At 71.5% G+C, this 19,102-nt stretch carries 18 protein-coding genes; 9 read left to right on the top strand and 9 right to left on the bottom strand.

All coding sequences use genetic code 11. From position 1 onward, the window contains the following. Window positions 1-136: 136 nt before the first annotated feature. From gap to pgi, 6 genes are all read left to right on the top strand, one after another. A complete protein-coding gene (gene gap / locus AOM46_RS14840; protein WP_062211241.1) occupies window positions 137-1,141 on the top strand; it encodes a type I glyceraldehyde-3-phosphate dehydrogenase in 1,005 nt (334 codons plus the stop codon). Window positions 1,142-1,290: 149 nt separating this feature from the next. Continuing rightward, entirely contained in the window at window positions 1,291-2,493 is a 1,203-nt protein-coding gene (gene pgk, locus AOM46_RS35350; RefSeq protein ID WP_062211238.1) for a phosphoglycerate kinase, read from the top strand. A gap of 87 nt (window positions 2,494-2,580) precedes the next feature. Further along, window positions 2,581-3,357, top strand: coding sequence for a triose-phosphate isomerase (gene tpiA / locus AOM46_RS35345; RefSeq protein ID WP_062211235.1), 777 nt, complete (start codon window positions 2,581-2,583; stop codon window positions 3,355-3,357). A gap of 121 nt (window positions 3,358-3,478) precedes the next feature. Next, a complete protein-coding gene (gene secG, locus AOM46_RS14825; protein ID WP_062211233.1) occupies window positions 3,479-3,709 on the top strand; it encodes a preprotein translocase subunit SecG in 231 nt (76 codons plus the stop codon). A gap of 83 nt (window positions 3,710-3,792) precedes the next feature. Continuing rightward, window positions 3,793-4,128, top strand: coding sequence for an RNA polymerase-binding protein RbpA (locus tag AOM46_RS14820; RefSeq protein WP_078856834.1), 336 nt, complete (start codon window positions 3,793-3,795; stop codon window positions 4,126-4,128). Between the two features lie 134 nt (window positions 4,129-4,262). Then, on the top strand, window positions 4,263-5,924 hold the full coding sequence (gene pgi, locus AOM46_RS14815) for a glucose-6-phosphate isomerase (RefSeq protein ID WP_062211229.1): 1,662 nt from the start codon (window positions 4,263-4,265) through the stop codon (window positions 5,922-5,924). A 27-nt stretch (window positions 5,925-5,951) separates the two neighbouring features. Here pgi and pgl read toward each other — a convergent pair whose 3' ends face one another. From pgl to tkt, 5 genes are read right to left on the bottom strand one after another with little or no spacing between them, the layout of a single operon-like run. After that, window positions 5,952-6,695 (bottom strand): 6-phosphogluconolactonase, encoded by a 744-nt coding sequence (gene pgl / locus AOM46_RS14810; protein WP_062211226.1) that lies wholly within the window; start codon window positions 6,693-6,695, stop codon window positions 5,952-5,954. Continuing rightward, window positions 6,692-7,765 (bottom strand): glucose-6-phosphate dehydrogenase assembly protein OpcA, encoded by a 1,074-nt coding sequence (gene opcA / locus AOM46_RS14805; protein WP_078856833.1) that lies wholly within the window; start codon window positions 7,763-7,765, stop codon window positions 6,692-6,694. The genes pgl and opcA overlap by 4 nt, the downstream gene beginning before the upstream one ends. Further along, window positions 7,762-9,288 (bottom strand): glucose-6-phosphate dehydrogenase, encoded by a 1,527-nt coding sequence (zwf, locus tag AOM46_RS14800; protein WP_062212587.1) that lies wholly within the window; start codon window positions 9,286-9,288, stop codon window positions 7,762-7,764. Before zwf ends, opcA begins: the two co-directional genes overlap by 4 nt. A 16-nt stretch (window positions 9,289-9,304) precedes the next feature. After that, the gene (gene tal, locus AOM46_RS14795) at window positions 9,305-10,423 is read right to left on the bottom strand and encodes a transaldolase (RefSeq protein WP_062211224.1); all 1,119 of its coding nucleotides are present in this window, start codon (window positions 10,421-10,423) and stop codon (window positions 9,305-9,307) included. A 35-nt stretch (window positions 10,424-10,458) separates the two neighbouring features. Further along, complete coding sequence (gene tkt, locus AOM46_RS14790) at window positions 10,459-12,537, bottom strand: transketolase (RefSeq protein ID WP_062211221.1); 2,079 nt, start codon at window positions 12,535-12,537, stop codon at window positions 10,459-10,461. A gap of 402 nt (window positions 12,538-12,939) precedes the next feature. Here tkt and AOM46_RS14785 point away from each other — a divergent pair, with 402 nt between their 5' ends. The 3 genes from AOM46_RS14785 to AOM46_RS14775 all read left to right on the top strand — a co-directional run bounded on the left by AOM46_RS14785 (window position 12,940) and on the right by AOM46_RS14775 (window position 14,816). Continuing rightward, window positions 12,940-13,887 carry a heme o synthase gene (locus AOM46_RS14785; protein ID WP_078856832.1) on the top strand — a complete coding sequence of 316 codons (948 nt, stop codon included), beginning with the start codon at window positions 12,940-12,942 and terminating at the stop codon, window positions 13,885-13,887. A 45-nt stretch (window positions 13,888-13,932) separates the two neighbouring features. Beyond that, on the top strand, window positions 13,933-14,331 hold the full coding sequence (locus AOM46_RS14780; RefSeq protein ID WP_067226232.1) for a hypothetical protein: 399 nt from the start codon (window positions 13,933-13,935) through the stop codon (window positions 14,329-14,331). Between the two features lie 68 nt (window positions 14,332-14,399). Further along, on the top strand, window positions 14,400-14,816 hold the full coding sequence (locus AOM46_RS14775; protein ID WP_234313787.1) for a glyoxalase superfamily protein: 417 nt from the start codon (window positions 14,400-14,402) through the stop codon (window positions 14,814-14,816). Between the two features lie 27 nt (window positions 14,817-14,843). Here AOM46_RS14775 and AOM46_RS14770 read toward each other — a convergent pair whose 3' ends face one another. From AOM46_RS14770 to AOM46_RS14755, 4 genes are all read right to left on the bottom strand, one after another. Continuing rightward, window positions 14,844-15,830, bottom strand: coding sequence for a heme A synthase (locus AOM46_RS14770; protein WP_234313786.1), 987 nt, complete (start codon window positions 15,828-15,830; stop codon window positions 14,844-14,846). Between the two features lie 63 nt (window positions 15,831-15,893). Further along, window positions 15,894-16,667, bottom strand: a complete 774-nt coding sequence (locus AOM46_RS14765; RefSeq protein WP_062211212.1) for an ABC transporter permease — start codon at window positions 16,665-16,667, stop codon at window positions 15,894-15,896. Continuing rightward, window positions 16,667-17,599 (bottom strand): ABC transporter ATP-binding protein, encoded by a 933-nt coding sequence (locus AOM46_RS14760; protein WP_062211209.1) that lies wholly within the window; start codon window positions 17,597-17,599, stop codon window positions 16,667-16,669. Before AOM46_RS14760 ends, AOM46_RS14765 begins: the two co-directional genes overlap by 1 nt. 81 nt (window positions 17,600-17,680) lie before the next feature. Further along, entirely contained in the window at window positions 17,681-18,982 is a 1,302-nt protein-coding gene (locus tag AOM46_RS14755; protein WP_062211207.1) for a Gfo/Idh/MocA family protein, read from the bottom strand. Window positions 18,983-19,102 lie beyond the last annotated feature (120 nt).

The raw sequence follows: 19,102 nt of genomic DNA, 5'->3' as shown, positions 1-19,102 counted from the left end.
AGTTCCGGGGGGCGAACACGCCTGGGCGATGTCTCCCCCCGGGGCGCGGCGCGGTAGGGTCGGAGACGGTCGGGGACATCCCAATACAGCATCGCCGGTATCTGTTTCGCCGGCGTACCAACGAGGAGATCGGTTCGTGACGATCCGCGTAGGAATCAACGGCTTTGGCCGTATCGGTCGCAACTACTTCCGCGCGCTCCTTGAACAGGGGGCGGATGTCCAGATCGTCGGTGTCAACGACCTGACCGACAACGCGACTCTGGTTCACCTGCTGAAGTACGACAGCATCCTCGGCCGCCTCAAGGAAGAGGTCAGCCACACCGACGACACCATCACGGTCGGCAACCAGACGTTCCGCACCCTGGCCGAGCGCGACCCGGCCAACCTGCCCTGGGCCGAGCTGGGCGCCGACATCGTGATCGAGTCCACCGGCATCTTCACCAAGCGCGAGGACGCCGCCAAGCACCTCGCCGCCGGCGCCAAGAAGGTCCTGATCTCCGCCCCGGCGAAGAACGAGGACATCACGATCGTGATGGGCGTCAACCAGGAGCAGTACGACCCGGCGGCGCACGACGTCATCTCCAACGCCTCGTGTACCACCAACTGCGTGGCGCCGATGGCCAAGGTGCTCGACGAGAGCTTCGGCATCGTCAAGGGCATGATGACCACGGTGCACGCGTACACCAACGACCAGCGCATCCTGGACTTCCCGCACAAGGACCTGCGCCGCGCCCGCGCCGCCGCGGAGAACATCATCCCCACCACCACGGGCGCCGCCAAGGCGACCGCGCTGGTGCTGCCGCAGCTCAAGGGCAAGTTGGACGGCATCGCGATGCGCGTCCCGGTGCCCACCGGCTCGGTCACCGACCTGGTGGTGGAGCTGGACCGCGAGGTCACCAAGGAAGAGGTCAACGCCGCCTTCCGCACCGCCGCCGAGGGGCAGCTCAAGGGGTACCTCGACTACACCGAGGACGCCATCGTCTCCTCGGACATCGTCAACTGGCCGGCCTCCTGCACCTTTGACTCCTCGCTGACGATGAGCCAGGGCAAGCAGGTCAAGATCGTCGGTTGGTACGACAACGAGTGGGGCTACTCGAACCGCCTGGTGGACCTGACCGTCTACGTGGGCGAGCGGCTCTGACCCGCTGCTGAACGTGGCGCCGCCCGGCCGCCGAATGGCAGGCCAAGGGGCCCGCGGAGTGCGTGAAGCGCTCGGCGGGCCCTCGCCGCGTCCGCCACGTCGATGGGGACAGAAGCGGGTTTCACCAGCCTCAAGGAGTCCAGACAACCATGAAGACCATTGACGACCTGAGTGTCGCCGGGCAGCGGGTGTTCGTCCGCGCCGATCTGAACGTCCCGCTCGCGGACGGCACCATCACCGACGACGGCCGGATCAGGGCCGCCGTGCCGACCATCAGCACCCTGCTCAAGGCGGGCGCCAGGGTGGTCGTCGCCTCGCACCTGGGCCGCCCCAAGGGCGCGCCCGACCCGGCGTTCTCCCTCGCCCCCGTCGGCCGTCGGCTCGGCGAACTGCTCGGCCAGGATGTCGTCGTCGCCACCGACACGGTCGGCGACAGCGCCAGGGCCGCCGTCGCGGGGCTGGCCGACGGCCAGGTCGCGCTGCTGGAGAACCTGCGCTTCAACGCGGGGGAGACCAGCAAGGACGACGCCGAGCGCGGCGCCTTCGCCGACCAGCTCGCCACCCTCGCCGACTTCTATGTCGGCGACGGCTTCGGCGCCGTGCACCGCAAGCACGCCTCCGTCTTCGACCTGCCGGCCCGGCTGCCGCACGCCGCCGGTGGCCTGATCGCGACCGAGGTGGGTGTGCTCAAGCAGCTCACCGAGGACGTCAAGCGCCCCTACGCCGTCGTCCTCGGCGGCTCCAAGGTCTCCGACAAGCTGGGCGTGATCGACCACCTGTTGGAGCGCGCCGACCGCATCCTGATCGGCGGCGGCATGGCCTTCACCTTCCTGGCCGCCCAGGGCCACGAGGTGGGTGCCTCGCTGCTCCAGACCGACCAGATCCCGACCGTCCAGGACTATCTGCGGCGGGCCGAGGAGCGGGGCGTGGAGTTCGTGCTGCCGGTGGACGTGGTGGCGGCCGAGGAGTTCCCCGACCTCAGGACGAAGGCCCCGGCCGGTCCGGTCGAGGTGGGCGCCGACGCCATTCCCGCCGGCCTCATGGGCCTCGACATCGGCCCCCGGACGAGGGAGCTGTTTGCCGCCAAGGTCGCGGATGCGGCCACCGTCTTCTGGAACGGCCCGATGGGCGTGTTCGAGCACCCGGACTTCGCCGAGGGCACCAGGGCCGTCGCCCAGGCCCTGGTGGACAGCGACGCGTTCACCGTGGTCGGCGGCGGGGACTCGGCGGCCGCGGTGCGGCTGCTGGGCCTGGACGAGAACGGTTTCGGCCATATCTCCACCGGCGGCGGCGCGAGCCTGGAGTACCTGGAGGGCAAGGCCCTCCCGGGCCTGGCCGCGTTGGAGGACTGAGATGGGGCGGCAGAGCCCCGACACCAGCACGCCGCGCGTCCGCGCGCCGTGGGCAGCCAGGACAGCAGGGAAGAAAGGGGCGGGCGCGTGAGTCAGCGCACTCCGCTGATGGCGGGCAACTGGAAGATGAACCTCAACCACCTTGAGGCCATCGCCCATGTGCAGAAGCTCGCCTTCGGCCTCGCGGACAAGGACTACGAGGACGTCGAGGTGGCCGTGTTGCCACCGTTCACCGATCTGCGTTCGGTGCAGACGCTGGTGGACGGCGACAAGCTGAAGATCAGGTACGGGTCGCAGGACATCTCGGCCTTCGACTCGGGCGCCTACACCGGCGAGATCTCCGGGCCGATGCTGGCCAAGCTGAACTGCTCCTACGCCGTCGTCGGCCACTCCGAGCGTCGCCAGTACCACGGCGAGGACGAGGAGATCTGCAACGCCAAGGTGAAGGCCGCCTACCGGCACGGCATCACCCCGATCCTCTGTGTGGGCGAGCCGCTGGAGGTGCGCAAGGCCGGTGGCCAGGTGGCGCACACCCTGGCGCAGCTCGACGGCGCGCTCGACGGTGTGCCGGCCGAGCAGGCCGCGAGCATCGTCATCGCCTACGAGCCGGTGTGGGCCATCGGCACCGGCGAGGTGGCCACCCCCGACGACGCCCAGGAGGTCTGCGCGGCGATCCGGGCGCGGCTCGCCGAGCTGTACGACGGCGCGCTGGCCGACGGGGTGCGCATCCAGTACGGCGGTTCCGTGAAGTCGGGCAATGTCGCCGCGATCATGGCGCAGCCGGATGTGGACGGCGCCCTGGTGGGCGGGGCGGCCCTCGACGCCGAGGAGTTCGTCAAGATCATCAGGTTTCGTGATCAGTAGACCCTGGGGCCACAGCCCGAGCTAGCGGTACCCTGTCCGGGGGCCGGCCGCAGGCCCTGTGCCGCCCTGGTCGGCTCCCGGAATTGTCCGTCGTTCGTCGTCGTAGAGAGTTGGTCCAGTCGTGGAAACGGCGTTCCAGATCGCGCTGATCGTCTTCAGCTTCCTGCTGGCACTGCTCGTGCTGATGCACAAGGGCAAGGGCGGCGGTCTCTCCGACATGTTCGGTGGGGGCATGCAGTCCTCGGTCGGCGGTTCGTCGGTCGCCGAGCGGAACCTGGACCGGATCACCGTGGTGGTCGCCCTGGTGTGGGTCGCGATCGTCGTGGTGCTCGGTCTGTTGATGAAGTCATAAGTCAGTAACTCCCAGCACTGGACGTGCGTTGAGCCTTGCATAGACTGAGGACTTCGCAGGATGGCAGGCAGGGAGTAACGACCGTGGCAGGTGGCAACGCGATCCGAGGCAGCCGGGTCGGGGCGGGGCCCATGGGTGAGGCCGAGCGCGGGGAGACCGCGCCCCGGCTCAGGGTCTCCTTCTGGTGCGCGAACGGGCACGAGACACAGCCCAGCTTCGCCAGCGACGCGCAGATCCCGGACACCTGGGACTGTCCGCGTTGCGGGTTCCCCGCAGGCACCGAGCGCGACGATCCGCCGGACCCACCGCGTACCGAGCCCTACAAGACCCATCTCGCCTATGTGCGGGAGCGGCGCAGCGACGCCGACGGCGAGGCCATCCTCGCCGAGGCGCTTGCCAAACTACGCGGTGAGATCTGAACGAACGCATCCTCGGTGAAACAGTTCGGCCCCGGCATCCGTGCCGGGGCCGAACTGCTGCTGGCCGCCGCCTCGGTGTGGTCGATCGACTAGCGTGGGGCCGGACGTAAGCACAAGGGATAACCGAGGCGAACATGACTACAGGTGGCCGGGGCCGTCTTGACCAACTGCCCGAGTGGGGCGCGCTGGCGAAGCACCGCGCGGAGCTGGGTGAGGTGGGCCTGCGGAAGCTGTTTGACGAGGATCCGGGGCGGGCCGACCGGTACGGCCTGACGGTGGGCGATCTCTACCTGGACTACTCCAAGCAGTTGGTGACTGACGAGACGCTTCGGCTGCTCCGGGCGCTCGCGCGGACCACCGGGGTGGCCGGGCTGCGGGACGCGATGTTCCGGGGCGAGCGGATCAACGTCACCGAGGACCGCGCGGTGCTGCACACGGCGCTGCGCGCGCCGGCCGACGCGGTGATCGAGGTCGAGGGCGGGAACGGCGGAAACGTCGTGCCGGCCGTGCACGCCGTTCTGGACCGGCTCTCGGAGTTCGCGGAGCGGGTGCGCTCGGGGAAGTGGCTCGGCCACACCGGGCAGCGGATCCGCACGGTCGTCAACATCGGTATCGGCGGCTCCGATCTGGGTCCGGCGATGGCCTACGAGGCGCTGCGCCCCTACACCGCGCGGGAGCTCGACTTCCGCTTCGTCTCCAATGTGGACGGCGCCGATCTGCACGAGGCGCTGCGCGATCTGGACCCGGCGACCACGCTGTTCATCGTGGCGTCCAAGACGTTCACCACCATCGAGACCATCACCAACGCCACCTCGGCCCGCCAGTGGCTGCTCGACGGGCTCGGTGGCGATCCCGCGGCCGTCGCCCGGCACTTCGTCGCGGTCTCGACCAACGCCGAGAAGGTCGCCGCCTTCGGCATCGACACGGCCAACATGTTCGAGTTCTGGGACTGGGTCGGCGGCCGTTACTCCTTCGACTCGGCGATCGGGCTCTCCCTGCTGGTCGCCATCGGCCCGGAGCGGTTCCGGGAGATGCTGGGCGGCTTCCGGCTGATGGACGAGCACTTCCGCACCGCGCCGCCGGAGGAGAACGCGCCGCTGCTGCTCGGCCTGTTGGGCGTCTGGTACGGCGCCTTCTTCAACGCCCAGTCCCATGCGGTGCTGCCCTACAGCCACTACCTCGGGCAGTTCACCGCCTATCTCCAGCAGTTGGACATGGAGTCCAACGGCAAGCGGGTGGACCGGCAGGGCCGGCCCGTCAGCTGGCAGACGGGGCCCGTGGTGTGGGGCACCCCGGGCACCAACGGGCAGCACGCGTACTACCAGTTGCTCCACCAGGGCACCAAGCTCATCCCGGCCGACCTGATCGGCTTCGCCCGCCCGGTCGCCGAGCTGTCGCCCGCGCTCGCCGCGCAGCACGATCTGCTGATGGCCAACCTCTTCGCCCAGGGCCAGGCCCTGGCGTTCGGCAAGACGCCGGACGAGGTGCGCGCCGAGGGCGTGGCCGAGGAGTTGGTGCCGCACCGCACCTTCCCCGGGAACCGCCCCACCACCACGATCCTGGCCGAGGAGCTGTCGCCCGCCGTGCTGGGGCAGCTGATCGCGCTCTACGAGCACAAGGTGTTCGTCCAGGGAGCGGTGTGGGACATCGACTCCTTCGACCAGTGGGGTGTCGAACTGGGCAAGGTGCTAGCCAAGAAGGTCGAGCCGGCCCTGACGGAGGGCGCCGAGGTGCCGGGGCTCGACGCCTCGACCGCCGGACTCGTCGCCCGGTACCGCGCGTTGCGCGGCAGGTGAGCGACGACCCCGGCGGTCGGGAGGCGGTCAGCCGGCCGTGGCCGCCGGGGGCAGCTCGACGGCGGCGGCCTGGTCGACGAGCAGCAGTGTCTCGCCGGTGCCCCGGACGCCGGCCGCCGGCGTCCGGGCGTCGCCGCGCATGACCCGGGCGGCCGCCTCGGCCTTGTCGGCGCCGGCCGCCAACAGCCAGACCCGGCGGGCGGCGTTGATCGCCGGGGGGGTGAGGCTCAGCCGGGTGGGCGGCGGCTTGGGGGCCTCACGCACGGCGACCACCGTCGTGTCCCGTTCGCCCACGGCCGGCAGTCCGGGGAAGAGCGAGGCCACATGGCCGTCCGGGCCGACGCCCAGCAGCAGGACGTCGAACGGGTCGGTGGCGGCGTCCAGTTCGGCGGCGTAGCCCCGGGCCGCCGCCTCCGGATCGTCGCCGAAGGGGCCGTCCGAGGCGGGCATCACATGGACCCGTCCCGGCTCCAGCGGGACCGCGTCCAGCAACGCCTGGGCGGCCTGGGTGTGGTTGCGGTCCGGATCGCCGGCCGGCAGGAACCGTTCGTCGCCCCACCAGAGGTCGAGCCGGGACCAGTCGACGGCCTCCCTGGCCGGGGAAGCGGCCAGCGCGGCCAGCAGGCCGTTGCCGTTCCGCCCGCCGGTCAGCACCACGGAGGCCGAGCCACGAGCGGCCTGGGCGTCCTGGACCACGGTGATCAGACGGGCCGCCGTGGCCTGGGCCATCAGCTGCTGGTCCCGGTGGACCAGCAGCCTCGGCACCGTCACGATCCCCCCTCGGCGGCCTTGCCGGCCCGCTCCGGGGCCCTGCCGGGGGCGGGCTTCGGCTTGTCGGCGGGGGCGGGCTTCGCCGGCCGGCCGCCGCCGTGACCGCTCCCGCTGCCGTTTCCGTGACCGTTCCCGCTGCCGCCGGCGATCCGGACGGCGTCCCCGTGGAAGCGCACCGCCTGGGCGTACGCCTCGTCCGGGTCGAGCCGGCGCAGCTCCTCGGCGATCAGCTCCGAGGTGGGGCGCCGGTTGAGCGCCACATGGCGGTCCGGCTGCCCCGGCACCGCGAGGGTGGCCAGCGAGGTCTCCGGGCGCTCCAGGCGGATCGTCCCGTCCTCGACCGTCAGTCGCACGGCGGTGATCCCGGGGCCGGCCGAGACCACCCGGGTGACCGGCACGCCGAGCCGCGCGCCGAGCCAGTCGGCCAACAGCTCGGTGCTCGGGCTGTGTTCCTCGCCCTCGACCTCGGCGGCCGAGATCGGGGCGTGCTTCTGGTCGAGCGCGGCGGCCAGCACGCTGCGCCACGGGGTGATCCTGGTCCAGGCCAGGTCCGTGTCGCCGGGGGAGTAGACCGCCGCCCGGCGCGCCAGCTCGGCGGCCGGGTCCTCGCTGGTCGCCGCGTCGGTGATGCGCCGCTGCGCCAGCGCGCCCAGCGGATCGTCCGACGGGTGCGCCGGCGCGTCCTCGGGCCACCAGACCACCACCGGCGCGTCGGGGAGCAGCAGCGGCAGCACCGCGCTGTGCGCGTGCGCGGCCAACTCGCCGTGCAGCCGCAGCAGCACCGTCTCGCCGATGCCGGTGTCGCCACCGACCCGCACCTCGGCGTCCAGCCGGGCCGAGGCCCGCTCGCGGCGCGATCGGCCCGGCCGGCCGATCACCACCAGGGTCCGCGACGGATGCTCCTTGGAGGCTTCGTTGGCCGCCTTGAGCGCGTCGTAGTGGTTGCCCTCGTCGGTGACGATGACCATGGTCAGCACCATGCCGACGGCCGGTGAGCCCGTGGTCCGACGGGCCCTGATCAGGGCGGAGTTGATCTGGCTCGACGTGGTGTCCGTGAGATCGATGTTCATGGCCGCCGCCAGCTCCGTCCGTCGCGCGCCAGCATGTCGTCCGCCGCCTTGGGCCCCCAGGTGCCGGCGGTGTAGGGCTCGGGCTTGCCGTGGCCGGCCCAGAACTCCTCGATCGGGTCCAGGATCTCCCAGGACCGCTCGACCTCCTGGTGCCGGGGGAAGAGGTTGGCGTCGCCCAGCAGCAGATCGAGCAGCAGCCGTTCATAGGCTTCCGGGCTGGACTCGGTGAAGGACTCGCCGTAGGCGAAGTCCATGGTGACGTCCCTGATCTCCATCTGGGTGCCCGGCACCTTGGAGCCGAAACGCACCGTGATCCCCTCGTCCGGCTGCACCCGGATCACCAGGGCGTTGCGCCCCAGCTCCTGGGTGTCGGTGGTGTTGAAGGGGGAGTAGGGGGCGCGCTGGAAGACCACGGCGATCTCCGTGACCCGGCGGCCGAGCCGTTTGCCGGTGCGCAGATAGAACGGGACGCCCGCCCAGCGGCGGTTGTCCACCTCCAGCTTTATGGCCGCGTAGGTGTCCGTGGCGGAGGCGGGGTCGATGCCCTCCTCCTCCAGATAGCCGGCGACCTTCTCGCCGCCCTGCCAGCCGGCCGCGTACTGTCCGCGCACCGTGTGCAGGCCCAGGTCGGCCGGCAGCTTCACGGCGTTCAACACCTTGAGCTTCTCGGTCACCAGGGTGTCAGCGTCGAACGACGCGGGCTCCTCCATCGCCGTCAGGGCCATGAGCTGGAGCAGATGGTTCTGGATCACGTCGCGGGCGGAGCCGATGCCGTCGTAGTAGCCGGCCCGGCCGCCGATGCCGATGTCCTCGGCCATGGTGATCTGGACATGATCCACATAGGAGCGGTTCCAGAGCGGTTCGAACATGGTGTTGGCGAACCGCAGCGCCAGGATGTTCTGAACCGTCTCCTTCCCGAGGTAGTGGTCGATCCGGAACACCTCGTGCGCCGGGAAGACATCGTGCACCACCCGGTTCAGCTCCTGCGCCGAGGCCAGATCGTGCCCGAACGGCTTCTCGATCACGGCCCGCCGCCAGCTGTCGCCCGGCCCCTCGGAGAGGCCGTGCTTCTTCAGCTGACGCACCACCGTGGGGAAGAACTTCGGCGGCACCGAGAGGTAGAACGCGAAGTTGCCCCCCGTGCCACGCTCCTTGTCCAGCTGGTCGATGGTGCCGCGCAGCCGGACGAACGCCTCGTCGTCGTCGAAGGTGCCCTGGACGAAACGCATCCCCTCGGCCAGCTGCCGCCAGACCTCCTCACGGAACGGGGTACGCGCGTACTGCTTGACGGAGTCGTGCACCACCCGGGCGAAGTCCTCGTCCGCCCAGTCCCTGCGGGCGAAGCCCACCAGGGAGAAACCCGGCGGCAACAGCCCCCGGTTGGACAGGTCGTAGACGGCCGGCATCAGCTTCTTGCGGGAGAGGTCGCCGGTGACCCCGAAGATGACCAGGCCCGAAGGCCCCGCGATCCGGGGCAGTCGGCGGTCCTGCGCGTCGCGTAGCGGGTTTGTGTGGTTCCCGATACCGCTCACCGGGGTCTCAACCCTCCTCGCGGGCCAGGCGTTCGAGCTCCGCCTGGGTGGATTCGAGCAGCGCGACCCAGGCGGTCTCGAACTTCTCCACGCCCTCCTCCTCCAGCACCCGGACCACGTCGTCGTAGTCCACGCCGACCCCGGCCAGCGCGTCCAGATCGGCGCGCGCCTGCCGGTAGGTGCCGCGGACGGTGTCCCCGGCGATCTCCCCGTGGTCCTCCGTCGCCCTGAGCGTGGGCTCCGGCATGGTGTTGACCGTGCCGGGCGCCACCAGCTCCGTGACATAAAGGGTGTCGGGGAGGTTCGGGTCCTTGACCCCGGTGGAGGCCCACAGCGGACGCTGTGTGTTGGCGCCGGCGCGCTCCAGCGCCTGCCAGCGGTCGGCGGCGACGACCTCCTCGTACGCCTGGTACGCCAGCCGGGCGTTGGCCAGAGCTGCCTTGCCGCGCAGCGCCTCGGCCTCCGGGGTGCCGATCGCGGACAGCCGCTTGTCGATCTCGGTGTCGACCCGGGAGACGAAGAACGACGCCACCGAGTAGATCGAGTCCAGATCGAGCCCGCGGGCCTTCGCCTGCTCAAGCCCCGCCTGATAGGCGTCCATCACCTCGCGGTAGCGGTCCAACGAGAAGATCAACGTCACATTGACGCTGATGCCGCGCCCGATCGTCTCCGTGATCGCCGGCAGCCCCGCCCTGGTGGCCGGGATCTTGATGAACGTGTTGGGCCGGTCGACCAGCCAGGCCAGCTGCTTGGCCTCGGCGATGGTCGCCCGGGTGTCGTGCGCCAGCCTCGGGTCCACCTCGATGGAGACCCGCCCGTCGAGCCCGCCCGTCGACTCGTGCACCGGGCGCAGCACGTCGGCGGCGTCCCGTACGTCGGCGGTGGTGATCATGCGCACCGCCTCCTCGACCGTCACCTTGCGGGCCGCGAGGTCGGCCAACTGCTCCTCGTAGCCGTCGCCGTGCGAGATCGCCTTCTGGAAGATGGCCGGGTTGGTCGTCACACCCACCACGTGCTGGGCGTCCAGCAGCTCGGCGAGGTCGCCGGACGAGATCCGCTTGCGCGACAGATCGTCCAGCCAGATCGCGACACCCTCCTCGGAGAGGCGCTTGAGTGCGTCAGTCATGGAATTCGCGTCTCCTGCTGTCTCGTGTATAGGTGTCAGCGCTCGGCGGCCGTCAGGGATTCCCGCGCGGCCTGGGCGACGGCCTCGGGGGTGATGCCGAACTCCCGGTACAGCGTCCGGTAGTCGGCGGAAGCACCGAAGTGCTCCAACGAGACCACGCGGCCGGCCTGGCCGACATAGCGGTGCCAGGTCAGGCCGACGCCCGCCTCCACCGCGACCCTGGCCCGCACATCGGGCGACAGCACATGATCCCGGTACGCCTGATCCTGCTCCTCGAACCACTCGGCGCAGGGCATCGACACCACCCGAGTGGGCACCCCCTCGGCCTGCAGCGCCTCCCGCGCCGCCACCGCCAGATGCACCTCGGAACCCGTGCCGATCAGGATGACGCGCGCGGGGCCGCCCTCGGCCTCGGTGTGCACATAGCCGCCCCTGGCCGTGTTCTCGTCGGCCGCGTAGGTCGGCACGTTCTGCCGGGTCAGCGCGAGGCCGTGCGGCGCCGGGTCGGTCCGGTGGCGCTTGAGGATCTCCCGCCAGGCGATGACCGTCTCGTTGGCGTCGGCGGGCCGGACCACGTTGAGCCCGGGGATGGCCCGCAGGCTCGCCAGATGCTCGACCGGCTGGTGGGTCGGGCCGTCCTCGCCCAGACCGATCGAGTCGTGCGTCCAGACATAGGTGACCGGCAGCCTCATCAGCGCGGCCAGCCGCACGGCGGGGCGCATGTAGTCCGAGAAGACCAGGAACGTGCCGCCGTAGATCCGGGTGTTGCCGTGCAGCGCGATGCCGTTCATCGCCGAGCCCATGGCGTGCTCGCGGATGCCGAAGTGCACCGTGCGGCCGTAGGGGTCGGCGACCGACAGCGGGTTGTCCGCCGGGAGGAACGACGAGGTCGCGTCGATGGTGGTGTTGTTGGACCCGGCCAGGTCGGCGGAGCCGCCCCACAGCTCGGGCAGCACCCCGCCCAGCCGCTTCAGCACCTGGCCCGACGCCTTGCGGGTGGCCACGTCGGTGCCCGCGTCGAAGCCGGGCAGCGCGTCCTCCCAGCCGTCCGGCAGCTCACCGGCCCGCACCCGGTCGAACAGGGCGGCCCGCTCCGGGTTGGCCTGCCGCCAGCCGTCCAGCTCCTTCTCCCAGGCGGCGCGCGCGGTCCGGCCGCGCTCGACGGCCGCCCTGGCGTGCCGCAGCACCTCGGGGGCGACCGCGAAGTGCGCCTCGGGGTCGAAGCCCAGCACCTTCTTGGTGGCCGCGACCTCCTCGGCGCCCAGCGCCGAGCCGTGCGCCGCCTCGGTGTTCTGCGCGTTGGGCGCCGGCCAGGCGATGATCGAACGGGCGGCGATGATGGACGGGCGGCCCGTCTCGGCACGCGCGGCCACGAACGCCTCGTGCAGCGCCGCCGGGTCGAGATCGCCGTTCTCCCGGGGCGCGACCCGCTGCACATGCCAGCCGTAGGAGGCGTAGCGGGCCAGCACGTCCTCGGAGAACGCGGTCTCGGTGTCGCCCTCGATGGAGATGTGGTTGTCGTCGTAGAGCAGCACCAGATTGCCGAGCTTCTGGTGGCCGGCCAGCGAGGACGCCTCGGCCGCCACGCCCTCCTGGAGGCAGCCGTCGCCGGCGACGACCCAGACGGTGTGGTCGAACAGGGAGGCCCCCGGCGCCGCTTCGGGGTCGAAGAGCCCACGCTCGTATCGCGCGGCCATCGCCATGCCGACCGCGTTGGCCACGCCCTGGCCCAGCGGCCCCGTGGTGGTCTCGACGCCGACCGTGTGCCCCTGCTCGGGGTGGCCGGGGGTGCGGGAGCCCCAGGTGCGGAAGGACTTCAGGTCGTCCAACTCCAGGCCGTAGCCGGCCAGGTAGAGCTGGATGTAGAGGGTCAGGCTGGAATGCCCGACGGAGAGCACGAAACGGTCCCTGGCCGCCCAGCCGGGGGCCGACGGGTCGTGCCGCATCAGCTTCTGGAAGAGCAGGTACGCGACCGGTGCCAGGCTCATCGCCGTGCCAGGGTGGCCGTTGCCCACCTTCTGTACGGAGTCCATGGCCAGGACGCGGGCTGTGTCAACGGCCCGCTGGTCCAGTTCGGTCCATTCGAGATCTGAGGTCGTCGGCTTCTCGCTCACCCTGCGTCAGGGCTCCTCTCCGGAGTTCTGTGGCTGGTGACATGACATATCCGCCCGACGACGGAGTCGGACTCACCTGGCCGTGTCGAGCCTACCTCTGGCACTGTCGGCGACTCCCGTGCCGTTCGGACAGGCGTCCCCAGTCCTTCCCCGGGCCGCCCCCAGCCACCCCAGGGGGTGCCGGGTCGGCGGGATAGAGGTCGGTGCCAACACGGCACCCCCGGCGCCAACACGGCACCCCCGGCGGCGGGCGGATGAAGTCGGGCGACTACAGTGACGGGGTGTGTGGGGGTCTCACTCGCCGACCTTCGGGCCGGTAGGGACCCGCCCAGCCAGCTCCCGGCAGACCCGTTCCACGGGCTCGGGGGTTGCCCTCCGATCGCTGATGTCGCACATCCAGAGGTGCCCGTGACGGCCGTTGATTCCCACCCTGTGGCAGGGTCCGCTCCGGGCTCCGACCATTGGTCAACGGGAGATCGGGTCAAGGCGTTCATCGCACTGACGAAGCCCCGCATCATCGAGCTGCTGTTGACCACCACCGTTCCGGTGATGTTCCTCGCCGCCCAGGGGGTCCCCGAGCTCTGGCTGGTGGTGGCCACCTGCCTCGGCGGCTATCTCTCGGCCGGCGGCGCCAATGCGCTCAACATGTACATCGACCGCGACATCGACGCCCTGATGGCGCGCACCCAGAACCGGCCCCTGGTCACCGGCGTGGTCTCGCCAGGGGAGTGCCTGGCGTTCGGGGTGACGCTCGCCGTGGTGTCCACCCTCTGGTTCGGCCTCACCGTCAACTGGGTGTCGGCATGGCTCGCCCTGGGGGCGCTGCTCTTCTATGTCGTGGTCTACACGATGCTGCTCAAGCGGCGAACCAGCCAGAACATCGTCTGGGGCGGCATCGCCGGCTGTCTGCCGGTGCTGATCGGCTGGTCCTCGGTGACGGGCGAGCTGTCCTGGGCGGCCGTGATCCTCTTCATGGTGATCTTCTTCTGGACCCCGCCGCACTACTGGCCGCTGTCGATGAAGGTCAAGGAGGACTACGCCCGGGTCGGCGTGCCCATGCTGCCGGTGATCGCCAGCAACAAGGTGGTCGCCCGGCAGATCGTGCGCTACAGCTGGGTGATGGTGGCCGTCTCCCTGCTGCTGTGGCCGCTGGGCTACACCGGCTGGTTCTACCCGGTGGTCGCGGCTCTTGCCGGCGCCTGGTGGCTCAGGGAGGCGCACGCGCTGCACGCGCGCGCCCGCGCCGGGGTCACGGGTGCGGCACTCAAGGAGATGCGGCTCTTCCACTGGTCCATCACCTATGTCTCGCTGGTCTTCCTCGCGGTGGCCATCGACCCCTTCCTGCGCTGACGGGCCAGCGCCCGACGGGGCTTACCGGCGGGTAGCATACGGGTCATGGCTGACACCGCAGAGGACGCAGAGGACTTCGCAGGGAACGACGAGTCCGGTTCGGTCCCCGAGGACGCGCCGGGCGGAAGGGCGGCCGAGCGCCGCGTGGCCCGGCTGACCAAGCGGCTGCGCGCCTTCACCGCCGCACACGGGGCCGAGACCGAGGGGCAGATCAGCTACCTGGGGGAGCGCGGCTACCGGCTGGTGCTGGTGGGCCGGGACGGCGCCTTCGGCGACCAGGTGGCGCCGAGCCGCGAGATCCTGGTCCGGGCCGCGGAACGCGCCGGCGTCACGCTGCGCGAGAGCTTCGACGGTGAGCTGGCCGCCCGGGTCCGGATCGGGCCCTACGAGTGGAGCCGGATGGCCGGCCTCCAGATCGGCGGACCGGCCAACAACCCCGGCTGAGCCCCCGGGACATCGTCTCGTCGGCCCGGCCCGGCCGACTGTCAGTGGCATGCGGCACGATGAACGGCATGGTTGAGAAGCCCGTTCAGAACGCCGCGGCAGGAGCGGCCGCGAGAGCCGCCGCGAGGGCCGCCCGGGCGGCCGAGGAGGTCATTCCGGTCCTGCGGGTCGGTCAGGTCGTCGCGGCGCTCGCGTGGTATGCCCGTCTCGGGTTCCTGCTGAGCTGGGAGCACCGCTTCGGCCCCGGGTTCCCGGTCTTCGCCGAGGTGGCCAGGGGCCGGCTGCGGCTGTTCCTCTCGGAGCACGAGGGGGATGCCGCGCCCGGTGGCCTGGTCTTTCTGCGGCTGGCCGATCTCGACGCGGTGGCCGAGGAGTTCGCCGTGGTGCCTCGGGACGAGCCCTGGGGGCGGGAGATAGAGCTGACCGATCCGGACGGCAATCGGCTCCGCATATCCGACGCCGCGTCGGCGAGCCCGGAGGGCTGAGCGCCGGCGCGGCGGGACGCGGCCGGCTCAGGAGGAGGCGGTCGTCGCCAGCGGTGGGCTGGGCTCGGGGGCGGGCGCCGCCGGCGCGAGATGTTCGCGCTCCCGGGTGGCGAGCAGCAGCCGCAGGGTGGCGATCCAGACCAGTGTGGCGCCCAGCAGGTGCATGCCCACCAGGAACTCCGGCTCGTCGAGGAAGTACTGGACATAGCCGATCACGCCCTGGGCCAGCAGCACCAGGAACAGCTCCCTGGCCCGCGCCCTGACCACGGGGGGAGCGTCCACCACGCGCAGCGCCGCCCAGATGGCCAGCGTGCCCAGCACCACCGCCCAGGCCAGGGCTGAGTGCAGCCGGGTGATGGTCTCCCAGTCGAACGGCATCCGCTCGATCTCGCCGTCGTCGCCCGCGTGCTTCCCGGAGCCCGTCACCGCCGTTCCCACGACCACCAGGGCGGCGGCGAGCAGCGTCAGCGCGGCCGCCGCGCGTCGCAGCGGCACCCCCACCAGGGGGCGCGGCGGAGCGTCGCCCTCCCGGGCGCGCACCCAGCTGAGCGTGGTCACGGTGACCAGCGCGGTGGCGGCGAGGAAGTGTCCGGCGACGATGAAGGGGTTCAGCTCGGTCAGCACGGTGATGCCGCCGACGATCCCGTTGGAGGCCACCACCCAGAACTGCGCCCAGCCCAGCCGGGTCAGGGACCGCCGCTCCGGCTCGGCCGACCTGGCGGCGACGATGAACCACCCGACGGCCGCGCACACCACATAGGTCATCAGCCGGTTGCCGAACTCTATGGCGCCGTGGAAGCCCATCTCCGTGGTGGCGACAAGGCTCTCGTCGCTGCACTTGGGCCAGGTGTCGCAGCCGAGCCCGGAGCCGGTCAGCCGCACCGCGCCGCCGGTGACCACGATGACCACGCTCATGACCAGGGCGGCCAGTGCCGCGCGCCGCACCGTCCCGGGCTGCGGAGTCCAGCGGGCGGCGACAAAGGCGAGGGGGTTTCGCACGACTTCCTTGAGCACCCACTCATGGTAGGCCCCCGCTTGTGCGCGGATTCACGAGCCCCCGCCGACGGGCCCGCCCGCTCACTCCCAGCGGAAGAAACGCGCCGCCCCGCCCAGGCCCACCACCGACCAGCCGACCAGCACCCCGATCTCCCGCCAGTCCGGCCAGTCGCCCTCGCGCAGCACCTCCCGCAGCCCCTCGGAGAGCGCCGAGACCGGCAGCAGCTCCAACACCGTCCGCACCCCGTCCGGATACTCCGTCAACGGGACGATCACCCCGCCGAAGAGCAGCAGCAGGAGGAAGACCAGGTTGGCCGCGGCCAGGGTGGCCTCGGCCCGCAGCGTGCCCGCCATCAGCAGGCCCAACCCGGAGAGCGCCGCCGTACCCAACAGCAACAGCACGGCCACCGCCAGCGGGTTCCCCCGGGGCGACCAGCCGAGGGCCAGCGCCACCACCGTCAGCAGCGCCGTCTGGAGGGCCAGGGTCAGCAGCACCGCGCCCGTCTTCCCCGCGAGCAGGGCCCACCGGGGCAGCGGGGAGACGCCCAGCCGCTTGAGGACTCCGTAGCGCCGCTCGTAGCCGGTGGCGATGGCCTGCCCGGTGAACGCCGTGGACACCACGGCCAGCGCCAGCACCCCGGGGGTCAGGAAGTCGATCCGCTCGCCCGGGCCCGTGTCGATCAGCTCGACCGAGCTGAACAGGGTCAGCAGCAGCACCGGGATGACGATGGTGAGCAGCAGCTGTTCCCCGTGGCGCAGCAGCATCCTGGTCTCCAGGGCCGCCTGGGCGAGGATCATCCGGGCGGGCGGGGCGGCGCCGGGGCGCGGGGTGTGGCGGCCGGTGGCGGCGGTCATCAGCGAAGTTCCCTGCCCGTCAGTTCCAGGAAGACGTCCTCAAGGGTGTGGCGTCGGGTGGTGATCCGGTCGGCCAGCACCCCGTGCTGGGCGCACCAGGCGGTGACCGTGGCCAGCAGATGGGGCCCGACGTCCCCGGTGATCCGGTAGCTGCCGGGGGTGGGCTCGGACACCTCGCTGTCGTCCGGCAGCGCGGAGCGCAGCGAGGCCAGATCGAGCCCCGGGCGGCCGGCGAAGCGCAGCACATCGGCGGCGCCGCCCCGGCCCAGTTCGGCCGGGCTGCCATGGGCGATCACCCGGCCGGCGTCCAGGATGGCGACCTCGTCCGCCAACTCCTCGGCCTCGTCCATCAGATGGGTGCTCAGCACCACGGTGACCCCGTCCGCGCGCAGCTCCCTGACCAGGTCCCAGGTCGCCTGCCTGGCCTGCGGGTCGAGCCCGGCCGTCGGCTCGTCGAGGAAGACCAGCTCGGGGCGGCCCACCACGGCCATCGCCAGCGCCAGGCGCTGCCGCTGCCCGCCGGAGAGCCGGCGGTAGGCGGTTCTGCCGCAGGAGCCGAGGCCGAGGCGTTCGACGAGCGCGGTCACATCGAGGGGGTGCGCGTAGAGCCTGGCGATGTGCCGAAGCATCTCCTCGGCGCGCGCTCCGGGATACACGCCCCCGTCCTGCAGCATCACCCCGATACGGGAGCGCAGCGCCGCGCTGTCGGCGATCGGGTCGAGCCCGAGCACCCGCAGCCGGCCGGCGTCCGGGCGTCGGTAGCCCTCGCACGCCTCGATGGTGGTGGTCTTGCCGGCGCCGTTGGGGCCGAGCACGGCCGTCACCTTATGGGCCGGGACGGTGAGGTCGAGGCCCTGGACGGCGATCCGGTCGCCGTACCGCTTGACCAGGCCGACGGCCTCCACGGCCGGTGGCTCCCCCGCGCTGCGCATGCGGCCGAGTCTAGGCGGGCGGGCGCGGGCGCCGGCCGCCCGGGTGGTCGCGGCCGGGCCCACCCGGGCGCGGGCCGCGGGTCAGCCGGCGATCCGGCAGCCGCCGTCGACCAGCCGTACCGGGGCCCCGGTACGGGCGGACTCGTTGGCGGCCACTCCCGTCAACACGCTGCGGACGCCGGCCGGATAACCCGCCTGTCGGCCCAGCGGATCGTCCGACGCGCCGCGGAGGACATCGTCGAGCAGCAGCCGGTCGCCGCCGCCGTGGCCGCCGTCGCCCCGCTCGATGGGCACCTCCTCGGGGCGCTCCCAGTGCCGGTGGAGGGTGAGCCGTTCCCGGTAGCCGTCGTCGAAGGCGTGCGCCGCCGCGCTCGGGTCGATGGCGGCCTCCCTCGGCGTCCAGGCCCGTTCGACCACGTCCAGCTCCAGCCGGCCGGCGGTGCCGTTGAAGACCACCCGGTAGCCCTCCCAGGGGGCGTAGGCGTGCAGCGCGTAGGTCAGTTGGGCCCGGTTGTCGTAGCGGACCAGCAGCGACATGGTGTCCGAGATCTCCACGCCGGGGGAGAAGACGTCCTGGTCGCGGAGGTAGCCGTCCTCGTGTTCGGCGTCCAGGTAGAGGGCCTTGAGGGTGGGGTCGGCGGCGAGGTCGAGCAGGAAGGGGTCTTCGCCGAGCCCGGGGGCGCCGTGGCCGCGCGGTGGGCGTGGGCCGAGTTCGGCGGCCGGTGGGTTGGTGTCGCCGTAGAAGCGGAGCCCCTGCTGGGCGAAGACCAGTTCGGGGGCGGCGTCCAGCCACCAGTTGACCAGGTCGAAGTGGTGGGTGGACTTGTGCACCAGCAGTCCGCCGGAGTTCTTCGGGTCCCGGTGCCAGCGGCGGAAGTAGTCGGCGCCGTGCAGGGTGTCGAGGGACCATTCGAAGTGCACCGCCGTCACCTCGCCGATCCGCCCCTCGGCCAGCACCTGGCGGACGGCGGAGTTACGGGGCGAGTAGCGGTAGTTGAAGGTGACGATCAGGCGGCCGGCGGAGCGTTCGGCGGCCTCGGCGATGGCGGCGCAGGCGGCCGCCTCGGTGGCCATGGGCTTCTCCACGACGACATCGCGGCCCGCGTCCAGGGCGGCGACGACATAGCGGGCGTGGGTGGCGTCCACGCTGGTCACCACGACGACGTCGGCGGCGTCCAGGACGGTCGCGAAGTCCTCGGGGGCGTAGGTGGGCACGGGCGGCAGGCCCGCGGCCTGGATGCGGCGGTTGTGGTAGGCCATACGGGTCTGGTTGCTGTCACACAGTGCGACGATCGCTCCGGTGTCCCGCCAGTCACCGAGCAGCGCGTCCACATAGAGATGGGCGCGGCTGCCGAGTCCGACCAGGGCGTAGCGGCGTGTCATCCGATGCTCTCCCAGAAGCGGTGGTGCGAGGGTGTGCGGCGCCCGTCGAGGTCGCGTCATGGCGCGACGAGGGCGTCGCCGGTGGTGGAGATACGAGGCCAGCTGGCTCGAAAGCGCTTT

It is taken from the genome of Streptomyces sp. NBRC 109706 (assembly GCF_000974485.1).
Lineage (GTDB): Bacteria > Actinomycetota > Actinomycetes > Streptomycetales > Streptomycetaceae > Streptomyces.
Note: the sequence above shows the minus strand (reverse complement) of the source record. Positions and strands in the feature narration are given on the sequence as shown.

Coding starts and splice junctions, on each gene's coding strand:
- pgk (WP_062211238.1), top strand. CDS start 1,291: ATGAAGACCATTGACGACCTGAGTGTCGCCGGGCAGCGGGTGTTCGTC.
- pgi (WP_062211229.1), top strand. CDS start 4,263: ATGACTACAGGTGGCCGGGGCCGTCTTGACCAACTGCCCGAGTGGGGC.
- opcA (WP_078856833.1), bottom strand. CDS start 7,765: ATGAACATCGATCTCACGGACACCACGTCGAGCCAGATCAACTCCGCC.
- tal (WP_062211224.1), bottom strand. CDS start 10,423: ATGACTGACGCACTCAAGCGCCTCTCCGAGGAGGGTGTCGCGATCTGG.
- AOM46_RS14780 (WP_067226232.1), top strand. CDS start 13,933: ATGGCTGACACCGCAGAGGACGCAGAGGACTTCGCAGGGAACGACGAG.
- AOM46_RS14775 (WP_234313787.1), top strand. CDS start 14,400: ATGGTTGAGAAGCCCGTTCAGAACGCCGCGGCAGGAGCGGCCGCGAGA.
- AOM46_RS14765 (WP_062211212.1), bottom strand. CDS start 16,667: ATGACCGCCGCCACCGGCCGCCACACCCCGCGCCCCGGCGCCGCCCCG.
- AOM46_RS14760 (WP_062211209.1), bottom strand. CDS start 17,599: ATGCGCAGCGCGGGGGAGCCACCGGCCGTGGAGGCCGTCGGCCTGGTC.
- AOM46_RS14755 (WP_062211207.1), bottom strand. CDS start 18,982: ATGACACGCCGCTACGCCCTGGTCGGACTCGGCAGCCGCGCCCATCTC.